Source organism: Methanolobus sp. ZRKC3, assembly GCF_045291275.1.
In the GTDB taxonomy this organism is placed as follows: Archaea; Halobacteriota; Methanosarcinia; order Methanosarcinales; family Methanosarcinaceae; genus Methanolobus.
The window spans coordinates 185,893-200,266 of sequence record NZ_CP146982.1 but is presented as its reverse complement, the minus strand read 5'-3'; the positions used below and the strand labels follow the sequence as shown (position 1 = coordinate 200,266).

The 14,374-nt window shown below is 42.7% G+C and carries 17 protein-coding genes; 15 read left to right on the top strand and 2 right to left on the bottom strand.

The window, feature by feature from the left end:
- Nucleotides 1-4: 4 nt before the first annotated feature.
- Nucleotides 5-1,306, bottom strand: a complete 1,302-nt coding sequence (locus V7O66_RS00960) for an MFS transporter (RefSeq protein ID WP_406661122.1) — start codon at nt 1,304-1,306, stop codon at nt 5-7.
- A gap of 94 nt (nt 1,307-1,400) precedes the next feature.
- Here V7O66_RS00960 and alaXM point away from each other — a divergent pair, with 94 nt between their 5' ends.
- A complete protein-coding gene (alaXM, locus tag V7O66_RS00955) occupies nt 1,401-2,105 on the top strand; it encodes an alanyl-tRNA editing protein AlaXM (RefSeq protein WP_406661121.1) in 705 nt (234 codons plus the stop codon).
- On the opposite strand, the gene V7O66_RS00950 is transcribed toward alaXM, so the two are convergent.
- Nucleotides 2,092-3,609, bottom strand: a complete 1,518-nt coding sequence (locus tag V7O66_RS00950; protein WP_406661120.1) for an ATP-binding protein — start codon at nt 3,607-3,609, stop codon at nt 2,092-2,094. The two genes, alaXM and V7O66_RS00950, sit on opposite strands and share 14 nt — an antisense overlap.
- A 395-nt stretch (nt 3,610-4,004) precedes the next feature.
- Between V7O66_RS00950 and serA the strand changes: the two genes are divergently transcribed.
- From serA to V7O66_RS00880, 14 genes are all read left to right on the top strand, one after another.
- Nucleotides 4,005-5,576, top strand: coding sequence for a phosphoglycerate dehydrogenase (serA, locus tag V7O66_RS00945; protein ID WP_406661119.1), 1,572 nt, complete (start codon nt 4,005-4,007; stop codon nt 5,574-5,576).
- A gap of 35 nt (nt 5,577-5,611) precedes the next feature.
- Nucleotides 5,612-6,091, top strand: a complete 480-nt coding sequence (locus V7O66_RS00940; RefSeq protein WP_406661118.1) for a hypothetical protein — start codon at nt 5,612-5,614, stop codon at nt 6,089-6,091.
- A complete protein-coding gene (locus V7O66_RS00935; protein ID WP_406661117.1) occupies nt 6,091-6,555 on the top strand; it encodes a DUF2240 family protein in 465 nt (154 codons plus the stop codon). Before V7O66_RS00940 ends, V7O66_RS00935 begins: the two co-directional genes overlap by 1 nt.
- Nucleotides 6,556-6,700: 145 nt before the next feature.
- Entirely contained in the window at nt 6,701-7,081 is a 381-nt protein-coding gene (locus V7O66_RS00930) for a 50S ribosomal protein L18e (protein ID WP_406661116.1), read from the top strand.
- A 9-nt stretch (nt 7,082-7,090) separates the two neighbouring features.
- The gene (locus V7O66_RS00925; protein ID WP_406661115.1) at nt 7,091-7,516 is read left to right on the top strand and encodes a 50S ribosomal protein L13; all 426 of its coding nucleotides are present in this window, start codon (nt 7,091-7,093) and stop codon (nt 7,514-7,516) included.
- A gap of 11 nt (nt 7,517-7,527) precedes the next feature.
- Nucleotides 7,528-7,932: a 30S ribosomal protein S9 gene (locus tag V7O66_RS00920; protein ID WP_406661114.1), complete on the top strand. Its 405-nt coding sequence runs from the start codon at nt 7,528-7,530 to the stop codon at nt 7,930-7,932.
- A gap of 10 nt (nt 7,933-7,942) precedes the next feature.
- The gene (locus tag V7O66_RS00915; RefSeq protein WP_406661113.1) at nt 7,943-8,131 is read left to right on the top strand and encodes a DNA-directed RNA polymerase subunit N; all 189 of its coding nucleotides are present in this window, start codon (nt 7,943-7,945) and stop codon (nt 8,129-8,131) included.
- 239 nt (nt 8,132-8,370) lie between these two features.
- Nucleotides 8,371-8,550, top strand: coding sequence for a DNA-directed RNA polymerase subunit K (locus V7O66_RS00910; RefSeq protein ID WP_406661112.1), 180 nt, complete (start codon nt 8,371-8,373; stop codon nt 8,548-8,550).
- A gap of 8 nt (nt 8,551-8,558) precedes the next feature.
- A complete protein-coding gene (gene rpsB / locus V7O66_RS00905) occupies nt 8,559-9,239 on the top strand; it encodes a 30S ribosomal protein S2 (protein WP_406661111.1) in 681 nt (226 codons plus the stop codon).
- A gap of 70 nt (nt 9,240-9,309) precedes the next feature.
- Nucleotides 9,310-10,107, top strand: a complete 798-nt coding sequence (locus V7O66_RS00900; protein WP_406661110.1) for an MEMO1 family protein — start codon at nt 9,310-9,312, stop codon at nt 10,105-10,107.
- 27 nt (nt 10,108-10,134) lie between these two features.
- Nucleotides 10,135-11,043 carry a mevalonate kinase gene (locus tag V7O66_RS00895; RefSeq protein ID WP_406661109.1) on the top strand — a complete coding sequence of 303 codons (909 nt, stop codon included), beginning with the start codon at nt 10,135-10,137 and terminating at the stop codon, nt 11,041-11,043.
- A 2-nt stretch (nt 11,044-11,045) separates the two neighbouring features.
- Nucleotides 11,046-11,825 carry an isopentenyl phosphate kinase gene (locus V7O66_RS00890; RefSeq protein ID WP_406661108.1) on the top strand — a complete coding sequence of 260 codons (780 nt, stop codon included), beginning with the start codon at nt 11,046-11,048 and terminating at the stop codon, nt 11,823-11,825.
- Nucleotides 11,826-11,840: 15 nt separating this feature from the next.
- Complete coding sequence (gene fni, locus V7O66_RS00885) at nt 11,841-12,947, top strand: type 2 isopentenyl-diphosphate Delta-isomerase (protein ID WP_406661107.1); 1,107 nt, start codon at nt 11,841-11,843, stop codon at nt 12,945-12,947.
- A 60-nt stretch (nt 12,948-13,007) separates the two neighbouring features.
- Entirely contained in the window at nt 13,008-14,354 is a 1,347-nt protein-coding gene (locus V7O66_RS00880) for an RNase J family beta-CASP ribonuclease (protein ID WP_406661106.1), read from the top strand.
- Nucleotides 14,355-14,374: the final 20 nt, after the last annotated feature.

Sequence of the window (14,374 nt, the reverse complement as noted above, 5' to 3'; positions counted from 1 at the left end):
CCACCTACTTTTTTGTTTCAAAGGACAGGAACCTGAAGGACAGGATAAATGCAAGATAGACCATAGTCGCAGCCACAAAAAAAGTTCCGGACCCTAACATCTCATACAAAAAACCACCACCAATCAATCCGATTATACTTGCTATGCCTGTAAAACTGGCAGAAACACCCTGCACAACACCCTGATGTTCCCTGCCTGCCAGCCGGGAAAGAATAGACTGCATTGAAGGCCACATGAATCCGTTACCTATTGCAAAAAGAACTGCTGCAAGATAGGTGAGGTAAAAATCACTGTACGACAGGAGTACAAAGTTACTGGCCAGAACCACAGCACCGAATATTGCCAGTCTTGCATCGGAAAAGAACCTTGATACATAAGATAGTACCGGACCTTCCACCACCACAAGCATCAAGCTCAATACTGAAAAGTAGATCCCCATATCTGCAACGCTCCACTTAAGGTTATCAATTGCATGAACGGGGAAAGCTGTATAGAACATGTTAAAACCCAGGAAAACAAGGAAATATACAACAAGCATGAAAGGAATGTGGTCAAGTTTCAGAGCATCCTTAAGTTTTGGCTGCGGACCCTTCCCGGATTCATTACAATTTCCAAATTCGTATGCAAGTAATTTTTTTACATTATTCTTTTTGTTGTTGAACGACTGGATGCACTCCTTTGATTCCTGTAGAAATAATGCAATCAGTACAGTGCCGATAAAAGAGATTATAACCGCTGCAAGAACCGGAAGTAATTCACCATATATGGTCACACTCAGGAGTCCCGCAAGTGCAGGACCGGCAATGAATCCAAGGTTCATGGAAACTGACATACGTCCGAAATTCTTACTCCTGTCTTCCTCACTGGTGATATCAGCCACATAGGCATTTGCAACAGATACATTACCGCCTGTCAGGCCATCGAATGCCCTTGCCACAAATAACAGTATTAGTGGAATTGTTATTGTGAATTTTCCAAGTGAATTGGAACTCACATCCAGAACCGATACAACCGGAATCAAAAGAGCGAACATGAATATCAACCACGATGCCAGGGTACCTGCCTGACTGAAGAACAATATCTTTTTCCTGCCATAGACATCAGACCACTTACCAAGAAGAGGAGCACCCACCAATTGGAAAGCGGGATACATGGATGCAAGTATACCGTAAATTAGTGCATTTCCCCCAAATCTCTCAACCAAAAAAACCAGAAATGGAAGTACCAGACTCAGTCCAAGTGTCCCGATGAAATTCACCATCATTATCGGGAAAATAGAGATCTTGGTAGATTGGTCTTCAGGCATTCATATAAAATTTTATTTGGGATACTATATGATTGTTTTGTACGAGGTATTCCTGTACAAAAAATATATCTTCAAAACCTCCCTAAATCAAGGCATGAGCGAATTATACCTGACCGACTGTTACCTGAAAGAATTTGAAGCAACAGTTGAAAGCGTAAAGGATGAACGATTTGTGACGCTTGACAGGACTGCATTTTACCCGAAAGCCGGTGGACAGCCGCATGATACTGGAAAACTCATCAGGAACGGAGATGAGTTCCCTGTCGTTTTTGTAGGTAAATTTGACGGAAAGGTGAGCCACGAGATTGAGATTCCGGGTCTTAAGGAAGGAGACGTAGTAAAGGGCGTCATTGACTGGGACAGAAGATACCTCTTCATGAAATATCACACTGCATGCCACATTCTCAGTGCCATGATCCATAATGAAACTGGAGCGAAGATCAGTGGTAACCAGCTTGCTGAAGACAAGACACGTGTCGATTTCAACCTGGAGGATTTTGACAGGGAACAGATAAGATCCTACGAAGCAAAGGTGAATGAGATAATCGACCGGGATGTTCCTGTGAGCATCGCCATCATGCCACGTGATGAAGCCTTTGAGATACCATCTGTGGTTAAACTCAAAGATGCATTCCCACCTGAGATACAGGATATAAGAGTGATAAGCATAGAAAGTATTGACAGGCAGGCATGTGGAGGAACTCATATATCAAGTACTGGAGAAATACCACATATAGAGATATTCAAAGCAGAGAACAAAGGCAAGAACAACCGGAGAATATATTTCAGGTTTGTTTAAGAGTGACCCGACTTTCCTGAACTGAATATTGTACATCAGAATGCACACCTGTATCATATAGTGGAATTTGAACATGAAGCCGTGTTCCGATACACTCACTGCTTTCCGCCCATATATTGCCCTTGTGCACATCAATTATGTTCCTGGCAAGGAACAAGCCAAGACCGCTGCCGCCATAATTACGGGTCATTGAACCGTCCACCTGATAAAAACGATCGAATATCCTATCCATATGAACTGCAGGAATACCAATACCATTGTCAGATACCTCAATGTGCATCATATCACCTTCTTCAAATGCAGATACATCAATTTTGGAAAAGTCCGGTGAGAACTTTATAGCATTGTCAATGAGATAGATAAAAAGTTGTTTTAAGAAATCACCATTTCCATAAACAAGATGGAGATTCCCACTATAATTTCGTCTCAACTTTATTTGCTTTCCCTCGAGCCCCATAGTAAGACCATTTATCGAGCTTTCCAGAATATCTGTAAGAACAACAGGCGAAAATACATGGTTTTTTTCGAACCGGAATGTGTTCATATGTAAAAGGGACTCTATCAGCCCATATAACCGTTCAGAGTTGGAAATTACAGTTTTCATAGCTTCCTTCTGTTTATCAGTCAATTCTCCCAGCATGCCTTCATACATAACCTCGCTGTATCCTTTTATGGAGATGAGAGGTGTTTTAAGTTCGTGGGTAATGTTGGAAACAAACTCATCCTTCATCTTGTCTATTGACTTGAGCTCATCATATGCACAGGTAGCCTCCTCCAGCAATTGCATATTCTCAATTGTTGTCCCAACATGTTTTGCCACACTTTCAAGGACATGTATATCCCCATCACTTAGGTCATCCTGACCATTCACAGAAATTAAAAAGAAACCAATGAGTATATTCCTTGAAATGAGGGGGAAAGCTATGCAGTCATCAATCTCGCTTTGAGGGCAGAAGCAGAAATGAGAACTGATAACAAAGGGCTGGTTTATGTTTTTGCGCTGATGCGTAACCTGCCTGAGATATGAGATCAGGGGACCATCTGATGGCATGCTGTCCAGGGATGCTCTCAGTTTGGGAGGAATTGCGAAATCTGCATGGATCATGGCTTCACCCGAATCTCTGTCAATAAGATATATCAGACCATAATCAGCATCCAGGTAAGAGAGAAGCTCATTCAAAATATCATTCAAAAAAACATCAAATTCAAGAGAATCGGCTGCAATGGAAGCTGTCGAACAGAGAAATGAAAGATCCTTTTCTTTTTTGCACACATTATTTTCAGCTGCTTTGTGTTTTACGGACATTTCAGAAACAGTGATTCCGGCAAACAAAAAAGCTAGAACAACAAAAGAACGAAGATATAATTCATGAGAAGAAATAAAAAATAACTGGTCGGAAAATGACCCCTTGCCAAGGACAAGGTAGTCCAGAAATGCATCTAGGACCCAAAATATAAGACCAAGCGTCATTGCGACCAAGACGATGTATAACCTACCCCTCATGAAAACTCCGAACAGATACAATAGTCAATATCAATAGCATGCAATATGAAGATTATAAACAAATAATGAATTATGATATCTATTTATATCTTCTGTTTATTTACAAAATAGATTATTATATTTACTTTTTAATATAATGTTGCAAATTGGTTTAATACCACACCATATACAATCAGATCCAGAGCAGAGAACTATTCTGATACTTAACTTTTTAAATGGTTAATTATATGTAAAAACGCATATCTTGAAGATAAATCTAAAAACGAGTGATGAGAGATCGTTGGCAGGTTGTAGACAATTATAAAACATATAATTACGTTACTATCAACATACCAGACGGAAGTCATTTATCATCAATCATTAAAAATCACATTAATCTTATGGAGTCATATAATATGAAGGTACTAGTCAGTGATCCATTATCAGAACAAGGATTAACAAAGCTTAGGCAGCATTTTACAGTAGACGTAATAACCGGACTTTCAGAAGATGAACTTGTGGAGAAGATCCCGGAATACAGTGCTCTTGTAATACGCAGTGGTACACAGGTAACCAGAAAGGTTATTGAAGCTGCTGAAAATATGAAAATTGTGGGCAGAGCAGGTGTTGGAGTAGACAACGTGGATGTTGCAGCTGCAACAGAAAAGGGTATTATAGTTGTCAACGCACCTGAAGGAAACATGCTTTCCGCAGCAGAGCACACGATCGCAATGATGATGGCCCTTTCCAGAAATATCCCCCAGGCAAATGAATCTTTAAAAGCAAGGAAGTGGGAAAGAAAGAAGTTCATGGGCATAGAGGTCAATGGAAAGACGCTTGGTATTGTAGGTCTTGGACGCATAGGTGCTGAGGTTGCAAAGAGAGCACAGGGACTGGAGATGGACATCCTCGCATACGACCCATTCATTTCCGAGGAAAGGGCAAAGGAACTTGGGGTCAAGCTCAGGACCGTAATGGAAATTGCACAGGAAGCTGACTTCATAACCGTTCACACACCCCTTATAAAGGAAACAAGGAACATCATAGATGAGGCCGAGTTTGCAGCAATGAAAAGCAATGCAAGGATCATCAACTGTGCACGTGGCGGTATCATAAATGAAGAGGCACTTGCAAATGCACTCAAGAGCGGAAAGATAGCCGGTGCAGCAGTGGATGTCTTTGTGAGCGAACCACCCTTTGACAGCCCAATGCTTGAATGCGAGAATCTTATAGCAACACCTCATCTTGGTGCATCCACAGAAGAAGCCCAGGTAAACGTTGCAGTTTCAGTTGCCGAAGAAGTAATATCAGTTCTAAATGGCGGCTCTGCAAAGAATGCCATCAATATCCCATCCGTAAAACCTGAGGTAATGAGCATCCTGGCACCATATATCCAGCTTGCTGAAACCATCGGTAAAGCCTGTGCACAACTACTTGGAAAGAACTACGATAAGATAGAGATAGCATACAACGGCGAGATATCCGAGAAGGACACAAGACCTGTCACTGTTGCTGCATTGAAGGGAATGCTTGAGGTAGCACTTGGCTCTGCGGTAAACTATGTTAATGCAGGTTCACTTGCTAAAGCAAGAAAGGTCGAAGTGGTTGAGAGGAAATCAGATACATCTGATGAATATGCATCAACCATCAGCATGGAACTATCAAAAGACAATGAAAAGGTTTCCATTACCGGCACAGTTATCGGTGGAGAAGGAAAGATCGTTGGCCTTGACGGCGAGCATGTTGACATAATACCATCCGGCTATATGATCGTTGCAAAGCACACAAACATGCCGAATGTTATCGGACCTTGCTGCATTGTTCTTGGAAAGAACAATATCAATATCTCAGGAATGCAGGTTGGCAGGGCAAAGATAGGTGAAGTGACCATGATGGCGCTTAATGTCGATTCTGATGTCCCAGAGCCAATACTCAATGAGATGAAGGCTGTCGAGGGAATCATTGACGCTAAGCTTATAGATCTTTGAGTGAAAAATAAAATACATTATTCGAATCCCAGATGATGCGAAAGCGAATTTATCACAAGTTTCCCCATAGGGAAATAGAGTTTGAGCAGAAATACCGCTACCATTCGGATCTGCCTTTTTTTACAAAGGTAATGGCAAATATGAATGGTAAGTTCGGTATGTTTGTTACCGAGTCTGTGACCCAGCGAGGACACCGGATACAAGCCAAGAGAGATATCCATGTGAAAATCGTAACCAATGGCATAGACTTTATGCCATTGAACTATGAAAATGTTGATGAAATTGCTGAAACCATCGAAAAAGAAGGAATTATGGATTTCAAGATCAACCTGGATTATAGCTACCTTGACGGTAAATATAACAGGGTAGCTTTCAGGGGTGACGTATACCTTCTGCGCGCAAGTCTTGAGAATGAATTGCTGGTACTTCAGATCAATCACATTGACGGACCTAAGCGTACTGAATGTGGCAGGGTAGCAGATACTATAATAGATGAACTTAGACGTGGTTCATAATGGATGAACTAACTCTTGTTGTTGCAACTCCTTTTAAGAAAAATGCAAGCTCTTTGCTTTCGATCAAGGATTTTGAGTTTGCACTTTCTTTTGATCTTAAATGGATGTCACCTGACCTTGCTTCAAAGGTAAGGGACAAAGCAATTGCATCAAGGATGTTAAAGTTTGAAGGTGACAAGCTCACACCTGATTTTGATATAGATAAAGTGGAGATACCGAACGGGTTCAAGCCCTCAGAGAATATTTTTATTGAGAAGGGCGATATTGAAGAGATGATCTCCACAATATCTGCAAAGGCTTCAATTACTGAAAAGGAAGTCATTGCAGCAATAAACAATAAGCAGGAACAACTTGAAGATCTCGTGAGCATAGAGATAGCAGGCCTTATTGTAGCAAGAGAGATGGGATGTGATATCGGTGATCTATACGAAAGAATCTATGATAAGTTCTTTAATAAAGAATGAGCACACAACCTTTATGTACTATTGATGTTATTCAAGACACGAATTTGTTAACATAAATTCACCATGTCCTTACTGAATTTGACATCTAACAGATGTTCGAACGCGTTTTGTGCGTGAGTGAGACATAATCTTGCGGAGGAACATTATGAGTAAGAAAACTCTAATGAAAATTGGAAGAAAGACTAATCCAAGAATAGCAGATTTAGTTGCAGATCTTAAAGATGGATCTCGCGACAATGATGTACTGATCTGGAGAGATGTAGCTAAGAAGCTTGAAAGACCGGCACAGAATTATGCACAGGTCAATCTTAGTAAGATCAGCAGGTACGCAAAAGAAAACGAAACCGTCCTCATACCAGGAAAGGTACTCGGAGCAGGAGCCATCAACAAGGCAGTTACAGTAGCTGCATTGAACTTCAGTATCACTGCAAAGCAGAAGATCACTGACCTTGGCGGAAAATGCGTGACCATTGAACAGATCCTTGAAGAAAATCCAAAGGGATCAGGAATCAGGATCTTACAGTAGGTGATCATGATGACAGTTATCGATGCAAATGGACTCATTATGGGAAGACTTTCGAGCATTGTTGCAAAGAGGTTGCTTGAAGGCGAAACAATAGACATAGTTAATGCTGAAAAAGTAGTTGTTTCCGGCTCCAAAGTCACTACCATGCTAGAATACAAGACTAGCAGAGAAATGGGAAGACGTGAAAAGTCATTCGGACCTTATTTCCCAAAGAGACCTGACAGAATCCTCAAGAGAACTGTAAGAGGAATGCTCCCTTACAAGCGTGCAAGAGGAAAGGACGCAATGGGTCGTCTAAAGATCTACGTAGGTGTTCCGCTAGAACTTAAAAATGCAGAACTCACAAAAATAGCAGAAGCAGACATGAATCGTCTGAGCTCAAACAAGTACCTAACCTTGGCAGACATCAGCAAGAAGATGGGTGCTAAGTTCTAAGGAGAATTATTATGACGACAAAAGTTGTAACTTCATCTGGTAAAAAGAAGACAGCAATCGCACGTGCTACCGTCACGAAAGGTAAAGGTAGAGTGCGCATCAACAAGAAACCCCTTGAAATTTATGATCCTTTATTTGCCAAATTGAAGATCGATGAGGCAATCATGCTTGCAGGAGATGTGTCTGGGGAAGTTGATATCGATGTCACCGTTAACGGTGGCGGAATCATGGGACAGGCAAGCGCTGCAAGGACAGCTATTGCAAGAGGTATCGTTGAATGGACCAACGACACCGATATTCGTGATGGCTACATGGCATACGACCGTAATCTGCTGGTAAACGACTCCAGACAGAAGGAAACCAAGAAGTTTGGTGGACCAGGTGCACGTGCCAGATATCAGAAATCATACAGGTAGGCTTTAAAACATGATTCCAGTTCGATGTTTCACCTGCGGAAAGGTGATCTCAAACTGCTGGGAGGAGTACAAAAGCCGCGTAGCAGAAGGAGAAGACTCTGCATTGGTACTTGATGACCTTGGAGTCACCAGATACTGTTGCCGCAGAATGATCCTTTCACACGTGACTCTTGTGGACACATTAGCTCCATACCAGTAGAATACGAGTAGGTATAAGGTAACTGAGTTGATCAGTTACCCCATTTATCTTATGATACGATACTGGACATCTTGTTGGAGAACCACATTCGGAGGGATTCCGAATACAATTCAAAGTGATTATAGAGCCATAATATATGGGCATATGCAAAGTAATAGCTACTTTTCATTCCAATAGGTGATACTATAGTCTAACTTTTTTATGATAATTTGTGACGGAACTTTTCGTAAGGTGATCTATTGAGTACAGAACACTATACAAGGTATGAGAAGGCAAGGATCGTTGGTGCAAGATCATTACAGATTTCGATGGGAGCACCGGTGCTTATAGATGATCCAAGTGTAAATTCCCTGCACCTTGCAAAGAAAGAATTTGAACTGGGAGTAATCCCAATTACGGTTAAAAGAGAGATTGATTAGGTGATTATATGGATACTACTGAAGAAATTGAAGTTACTGAAGCTGAAAATGTAGAAACTATTGAAGCGACAACCACAGAAGAAGTAAGTGCTGCAACAGAGGAAGAGAAAAGCACATCACTCGTACCTATCGACGAGTACCTCGCAGCAGGAGTTCACATCGGAACCCAGCAGAAGACCGAGAACATGATGAAGTTTGTCTACCGCGTAAGGACAGATGGTCTCTACGTGCTTGACATCCAGGCAACAGACGAGAGAATAAAGTTAGCTGCAAACTTCCTTTCCCAGTATGACCCTGCAAAGATACTTGTAGTATCTGCAAGGCAGTACGGTCAATTCCCTGCAAAGATGTTCGCAAAAGCAATCGGTGCAAGATCAATGGTAGGAAGATTTATTCCAGGAACACTCACAAACCCATCACTCGAGCACTTCTTCGAGCCTGATGTAGTAATCGTGACCGACCCAACCGGTGATGCACAGGTAATCAAGGAAGCGGTAAACACTGGTGTACCTGTAGTTGCCCTTTGTGATACAAACAACATGACATCAAAGGTTGACCTGGTAATTCCAACAAACAACAAAGGTAGAAAGGCACTGTCCCTTGTTTACTGGTTGCTTGCAAGAGAATTTACATCAGCAAACAACTCAATGTTCAATTACGAACTAGAGAGATTCGAAGCATCCGTCTAAACAGGCTATCGCCTGTAAAAGCATACTACAAATAGGAAAAAACCCGTATATATATGGGGAGATCAGTAGTATGAGACAAACAACAGTCGCTGGACAATTCTATCCATTGAATCCGAAAAGCCTGAAAAAAGAGCTTAGCAGATGCTTTAAAGATACGGATAACGTACAAAGGAACATAATAGGTGCTGTCGTACCCCACGCAGGATACATATACTCCGGGGCAGTGGCAGCACATGCCTTTGCATCGTTACCAAAAGCTGACACCTATGTACTGTTTGGACCGAACCATACAGGATATGGGTCTGCGGTAGCTCTTTCACAGGATAGATGGACCACCCCACTCGGGGAGATAGAAACTGATAGAGAGCTTGGAAAGCAGCTTGCAGGAAGCATTGTAGATCTTGACGAGATGGCCCACCGCTTCGAGCATTCCATCGAAGTGCAGATACCATTCCTCCAGCACATGTTCGGCAGTGATTTCAAAATACTGCCTATTTGCATGGGATTGCAGGATGAGGAAACTGCAATTGAGGTTGGTCAGGAAGTTGCAAAAGCTGTTAAAGCAAGTGGCAAAAAAGTTGTTTTTATCGCGTCCAGCGATTTTACACATTATCAGCCAGCAGACGTAGCATTTGAAAATGACCATTACCTGATAGAACCTATCATGAAAATGGATATTTCGGAATTCTATCGCAGAAAAGAAGAGAAGAATGTTACAGCCTGTGGTTTCGGACCAATTGCAGCAATGCTCACAGCGGCTGAAGAGCTTGGCGGAAAAGACGTCAACCTGCTGAAGTATGCCACAAGTGGCGATGTGACCGGAGATAATTCTGCAGTTGTGGGATATGCAGCAATAACTGTTGAATAAGACATCTATGAGCCACGGGAGTTGCAAATGATAACATGCTCTGCACCAGGAAAGGTATACCTGTTCGGCGAACATGCTGTCGTATATGGATATAGCGCTATCTGTTGCGCCATTGACCTGCGTACGAGAGTACAGGTTGAAATTAGCGATACAACTATTATTGAATCTTCACTGGGGATAACGGGACCTGACCTTCAAACACATCCTTATATCACACGAGTCATTGAGAAAATGCAGGACCTTGCTGATATAAAGGGCGTACATATTAAGATCGAATCGGAGATTCCGGTGGGATCAGGCCTTGGGTCATCTGCTGCAGTAACCATTGCAAGCATACAGGCATTGAACGAATTGTTCTCCTGTAAACTGGGACTTGAGGATATTGCAATTATTGGACATGATGTTGAAAGGCAAGTACAGGGAAACGCCAGTCCCACAGACACATACGTAAGCACAATGGGCGGTGTCGTAATGATACCGGAAAGGAAAAAACTCAATGCACTTGATTGTTCAATTGTTGTCGGAAACACAGGAAAGTTCTCGTCAACAAAAGAACTGGTTGCAAATGTAGCCAGACTGCGTGATGAGTTCCCGGACATAATCGACCCCATACTTACAAGCATAGGAGACATGTCACATATCGCTGAGGAACATGTGAACAATGGCGATTACTCCACCATTGGAAAACTCATGAATGTCAACCAGGGATTGCTTGATGCAATAGGCGTAGGCGGAGCCGAACTGTCAGCACTGGTCTACGCAGCACGCAGCACCGGAGCATATTCTGCAAAGATCACAGGAGCAGGCGGTGGCGGATGTATTGTTGCACTTGCAGAAAATAATGATGCAGAAAATATTGCACAGGCGATCAGAGATACAGGCGCTGAAGCGATAATTACAAGAAATACACATAAAGGTGTTCGACTGGAGTCGTAACTATGGGAAATAATCAGGGAATTACGATCTTAAAGATAGGCGGAAGTGTAATTACCGACAAAAGCGCCGATAATGGAGCTGCGAGACAGGAAGAGATCAGAAGGATCGCAGAAGAGATAGCAGGTTTTAAGTCCAGGTTGGTAATCGTACATGGTGCTGGTTCTTTCGGCCACCCACAGGCAAAGCGTTACGGACTTACAGATCAATTCGACCCACTTGGGTCCATAATTACCCACAGGTCGGTCAAGGAACTCAATGACATAATTGTTGATGAGCTGAATGAAGCTGGCGTGAGTGCAATTGGATTGCACCCCATGAACTGCACAATTTCAGATGATGGAAGGATAAGCGAAATGTCCCTTAACATCATCACATCCATGCTGGATACCGGATTTGTTCCCGTTCTGCATGGCGATGTAGTAATGGATAAGAAGCTTGGAACATCAGTCCTGTCCGGTGACCAGATCGTACCATACCTTGCATCGAAGTTAAATGCAGAAAGGGTAGGTATTGGAAGTGCTGAGAACGGGGTGCTTGATGGAGATGGAAAAACCATTGCGAACATCAATCCCGGTAATTTTGATAATATTAAAGGATTTATTGGCGGCTCTGCAAATACAGACGTAACAGGCGGCATGTTGGGAAAGGTACTTGAACTTTTAGACCTAAGTGAGGTATCAAATACCACTTCCTATATATTCAACGCAGGTAATGCAGGTAATATATCGGGATTTTTAAATGGAGAGAGCATTGGCACTGCGATATCAAAGACAGAGCCATAGGGAGCAGGAACTATTATGAGCACATCTCAAAGAAAGATAGAGCACCTTAAATTGTGTGCGACAAGTCCGGTTGAATCAAGGAAGATCAAAGCAGGATTTGATGATATCATGCTGGTGCACAGGGCACTTCCAGAAATGGATATGGATGATATTGATCTGTCTATCGATTTTCTTGGAAAAGGGATGAATGCACCTTTCATGATAGCTTCCATTACAGGAGGACATCCCGATACTACACCCATAAATGCTGCCCTTGCAGGTGCTGCAGAGGAGCTAGGAGTGGGTATTGGTGTCGGCAGCCAGAGAGCTGCTATCGAAGACCCCTCACAGGAAGAATCATTCAGAGTGGCACGTGACGTGGCACCAAATGCTTTTATTTACGGTAATATCGGAGCTGCACAGATCAAAGAGTATGGGATCGAAGGTGTGGAAAAGCTCATTGAGATGATAGATGCGGATGCAATGGCAATACATCTAAACTTCCTGCAGGAAGCCATCCAGCCCGAGGGTGACAAGGATGCCACAGGTGCACTTGACAGCATCCGAGAGATATGCGCGGAGATCAAGACCCCGATAATAATTAAGGAAACAGGTGCAGGAATATCACATGAAGATGCACTGCAGCTGAAAGAAGCCGGTGCCAAAGCCATTGATGTGGGTGGCGTTGGCGGTACAAGCTGGTCCGGTGTCGAAGTATACCGTGCCAGAGATAGAGAGGATAATATTTCCGAGATGCTTGGGGAGCTTTTCTGGGACTTTGGAATTCCCACTGCACCAAGTATTGTAGAATGCAGCGTGTCCCTACCTGTAATTGCCACTGGAGGCATCAGGACTGGACTCGATGTCGCAAAATCCATAGCTCTCGGTGCAGGAGTTGCAAGTTCTGCATTGCCTTTTGTTGCACCTGCCATGAAAGGAAAGGACGAGGTTGTAAAAAGCATTTCAAATTTACTTGATGAACTAAAGGTAGCAATGTTCCTTTGCGGATGCAAGGATGTAAAGAAGCTACACTCTGCCCCTGCCATAATAACAGGCTGGACAAGAGAGTACATCGAACTTAGAGGCTTTAATGCCAAAGAATTTGCATTGCGTTCTGAGAACAGCAAATTCCACATTGTTTAACGATCATTAATCACAAAGGGATTAAAAAAACTAGATTTTTAATAAATCAGAGGATATTAAATGACAGAAGTAGGAATTATAGCAGTTGGCGGCTACAATGAAATGGGCCGTAACATGACTGCGATCAGGATCAATGAAGATATTATTATCATTGATATGGGCCTTCGCCTTGATAGAGTGCAGATCCACGAAGATGTAGAAATAGATAAGATGCATTCACTTGAATTGATCGAAATGGGAGCAATTCCTGACGATACGATCATGAAGCAGGTCAATGGAAATGTGCGAGCTATAGTCTGTACCCACGGACATCTGGACCACATTGGAGCTATATCAAAACTGGCTCACAGATACACTGCACCAATCATATCAACACCGTATACCACCGCACTTATCAAGCACCAGATTGACTCCGAAAGAAAGTTCGGCGTTAAGAACAACCTTGTTTCCCTGAAAGCAGGCGAAAGGATCGAGGTCACAAAGGATATCGAGCTGGAATTTGTTAACGCACAGCACAGTATAATCGATACTATATTCCTGGTAATTCACACCCCAAGCGGCAGTGTTGTATATGCATGTGATTTCAAACTTGACAGGACACCTACAATTGGAGAGGCACCTGACTTTGAAAGGCTCAAGGAACTGGGAGATGAGGGAGTTATTGCCCTTATTACCGAAAGTACGAATGCAGGAAGGAACGGAAAAGCACCTTCTGAACAAATTGCACATTCCCTTCTCAGGGATGTACTGCTTGGAACAGAAGAATCTGATGTGGGCATGATCGTTACAACATTTGCATCCCATATCTCCCGTATGAACTCCATTGTCAAATTCGCTGAAGAAATGGGCAGAATACCAATACTTCTTGGCAGATCAATGGAGAGATATGTAGGAACAGCCCACCAGCTTGGATACATAGAGCTTCCTGAATCCGTAGAGATATACGGAAACCGCAGAGACATTGACAAGGCACTTGCCAAGATAATGGACAAGGGTAAGAACAAGTACCTTCCTGTAGTTACAGGTCACCAGGGAGAACCCGGTGCAGTTCTTGGAAGAATTGCAAACGGAGATACACCATATAAGATCGAGGTCGCTGACAGAATTATCTTTTCAGCTAATATAATACCAAACCCAATGACACAGGCAAATCGCTATTCACTTGAGACAAAGTTGAAGATGAAGGGAGCAAGGATCTACGATAATGTCCATGTTTCCGGACACGCATACCGTGAAGACCACTGGGAACTGCTCAGGATGCTTAAGCCCGAACATGTAATCCCTGCGCATGGAAATATCCAGATGCACAGTGAATATATCCAGATGGCTGAGGATGCAGGATACGAACTTGGCGATACACTGCACCTGCTAAGGAATGGTGAAGAGCTTTATATCGAAGAAGGCTGAAAACGATTTGTCAATGGGAT

Bases quoted from the DNA above. Each gene is read 5' to 3' on its own strand.
- V7O66_RS00960 (WP_406661122.1), bottom strand. From the start codon at position 1,306: ATGCCTGAAGACCAATCTACCAAGATCTCTATTTTCCCGATAATGATG.
- alaXM (WP_406661121.1), top strand. From the start codon at position 1,401: ATGAGCGAATTATACCTGACCGACTGTTACCTGAAAGAATTTGAAGCA.
- V7O66_RS00950 (WP_406661120.1), bottom strand. From the start codon at position 3,609: ATGAGGGGTAGGTTATACATCGTCTTGGTCGCAATGACGCTTGGTCTT.
- serA (WP_406661119.1), top strand. From the start codon at position 4,005: ATGAAGGTACTAGTCAGTGATCCATTATCAGAACAAGGATTAACAAAG.
- V7O66_RS00940 (WP_406661118.1), top strand. From the start codon at position 5,612: ATGCGAAAGCGAATTTATCACAAGTTTCCCCATAGGGAAATAGAGTTT.
- V7O66_RS00935 (WP_406661117.1), top strand. From the start codon at position 6,091: ATGGATGAACTAACTCTTGTTGTTGCAACTCCTTTTAAGAAAAATGCA.
- V7O66_RS00930 (WP_406661116.1), top strand. From the start codon at position 6,701: ATGAGTAAGAAAACTCTAATGAAAATTGGAAGAAAGACTAATCCAAGA.
- V7O66_RS00925 (WP_406661115.1), top strand. From the start codon at position 7,091: ATGACAGTTATCGATGCAAATGGACTCATTATGGGAAGACTTTCGAGC.
- V7O66_RS00920 (WP_406661114.1), top strand. From the start codon at position 7,528: ATGACGACAAAAGTTGTAACTTCATCTGGTAAAAAGAAGACAGCAATC.
- V7O66_RS00915 (WP_406661113.1), top strand. From the start codon at position 7,943: ATGATTCCAGTTCGATGTTTCACCTGCGGAAAGGTGATCTCAAACTGC.
- rpsB (WP_406661111.1), top strand. From the start codon at position 8,559: ATGGATACTACTGAAGAAATTGAAGTTACTGAAGCTGAAAATGTAGAA.
- V7O66_RS00900 (WP_406661110.1), top strand. From the start codon at position 9,310: ATGAGACAAACAACAGTCGCTGGACAATTCTATCCATTGAATCCGAAA.
- V7O66_RS00895 (WP_406661109.1), top strand. From the start codon at position 10,135: ATGATAACATGCTCTGCACCAGGAAAGGTATACCTGTTCGGCGAACAT.
- V7O66_RS00890 (WP_406661108.1), top strand. From the start codon at position 11,046: ATGGGAAATAATCAGGGAATTACGATCTTAAAGATAGGCGGAAGTGTA.
- fni (WP_406661107.1), top strand. From the start codon at position 11,841: ATGAGCACATCTCAAAGAAAGATAGAGCACCTTAAATTGTGTGCGACA.
- V7O66_RS00880 (WP_406661106.1), top strand. From the start codon at position 13,008: ATGACAGAAGTAGGAATTATAGCAGTTGGCGGCTACAATGAAATGGGC.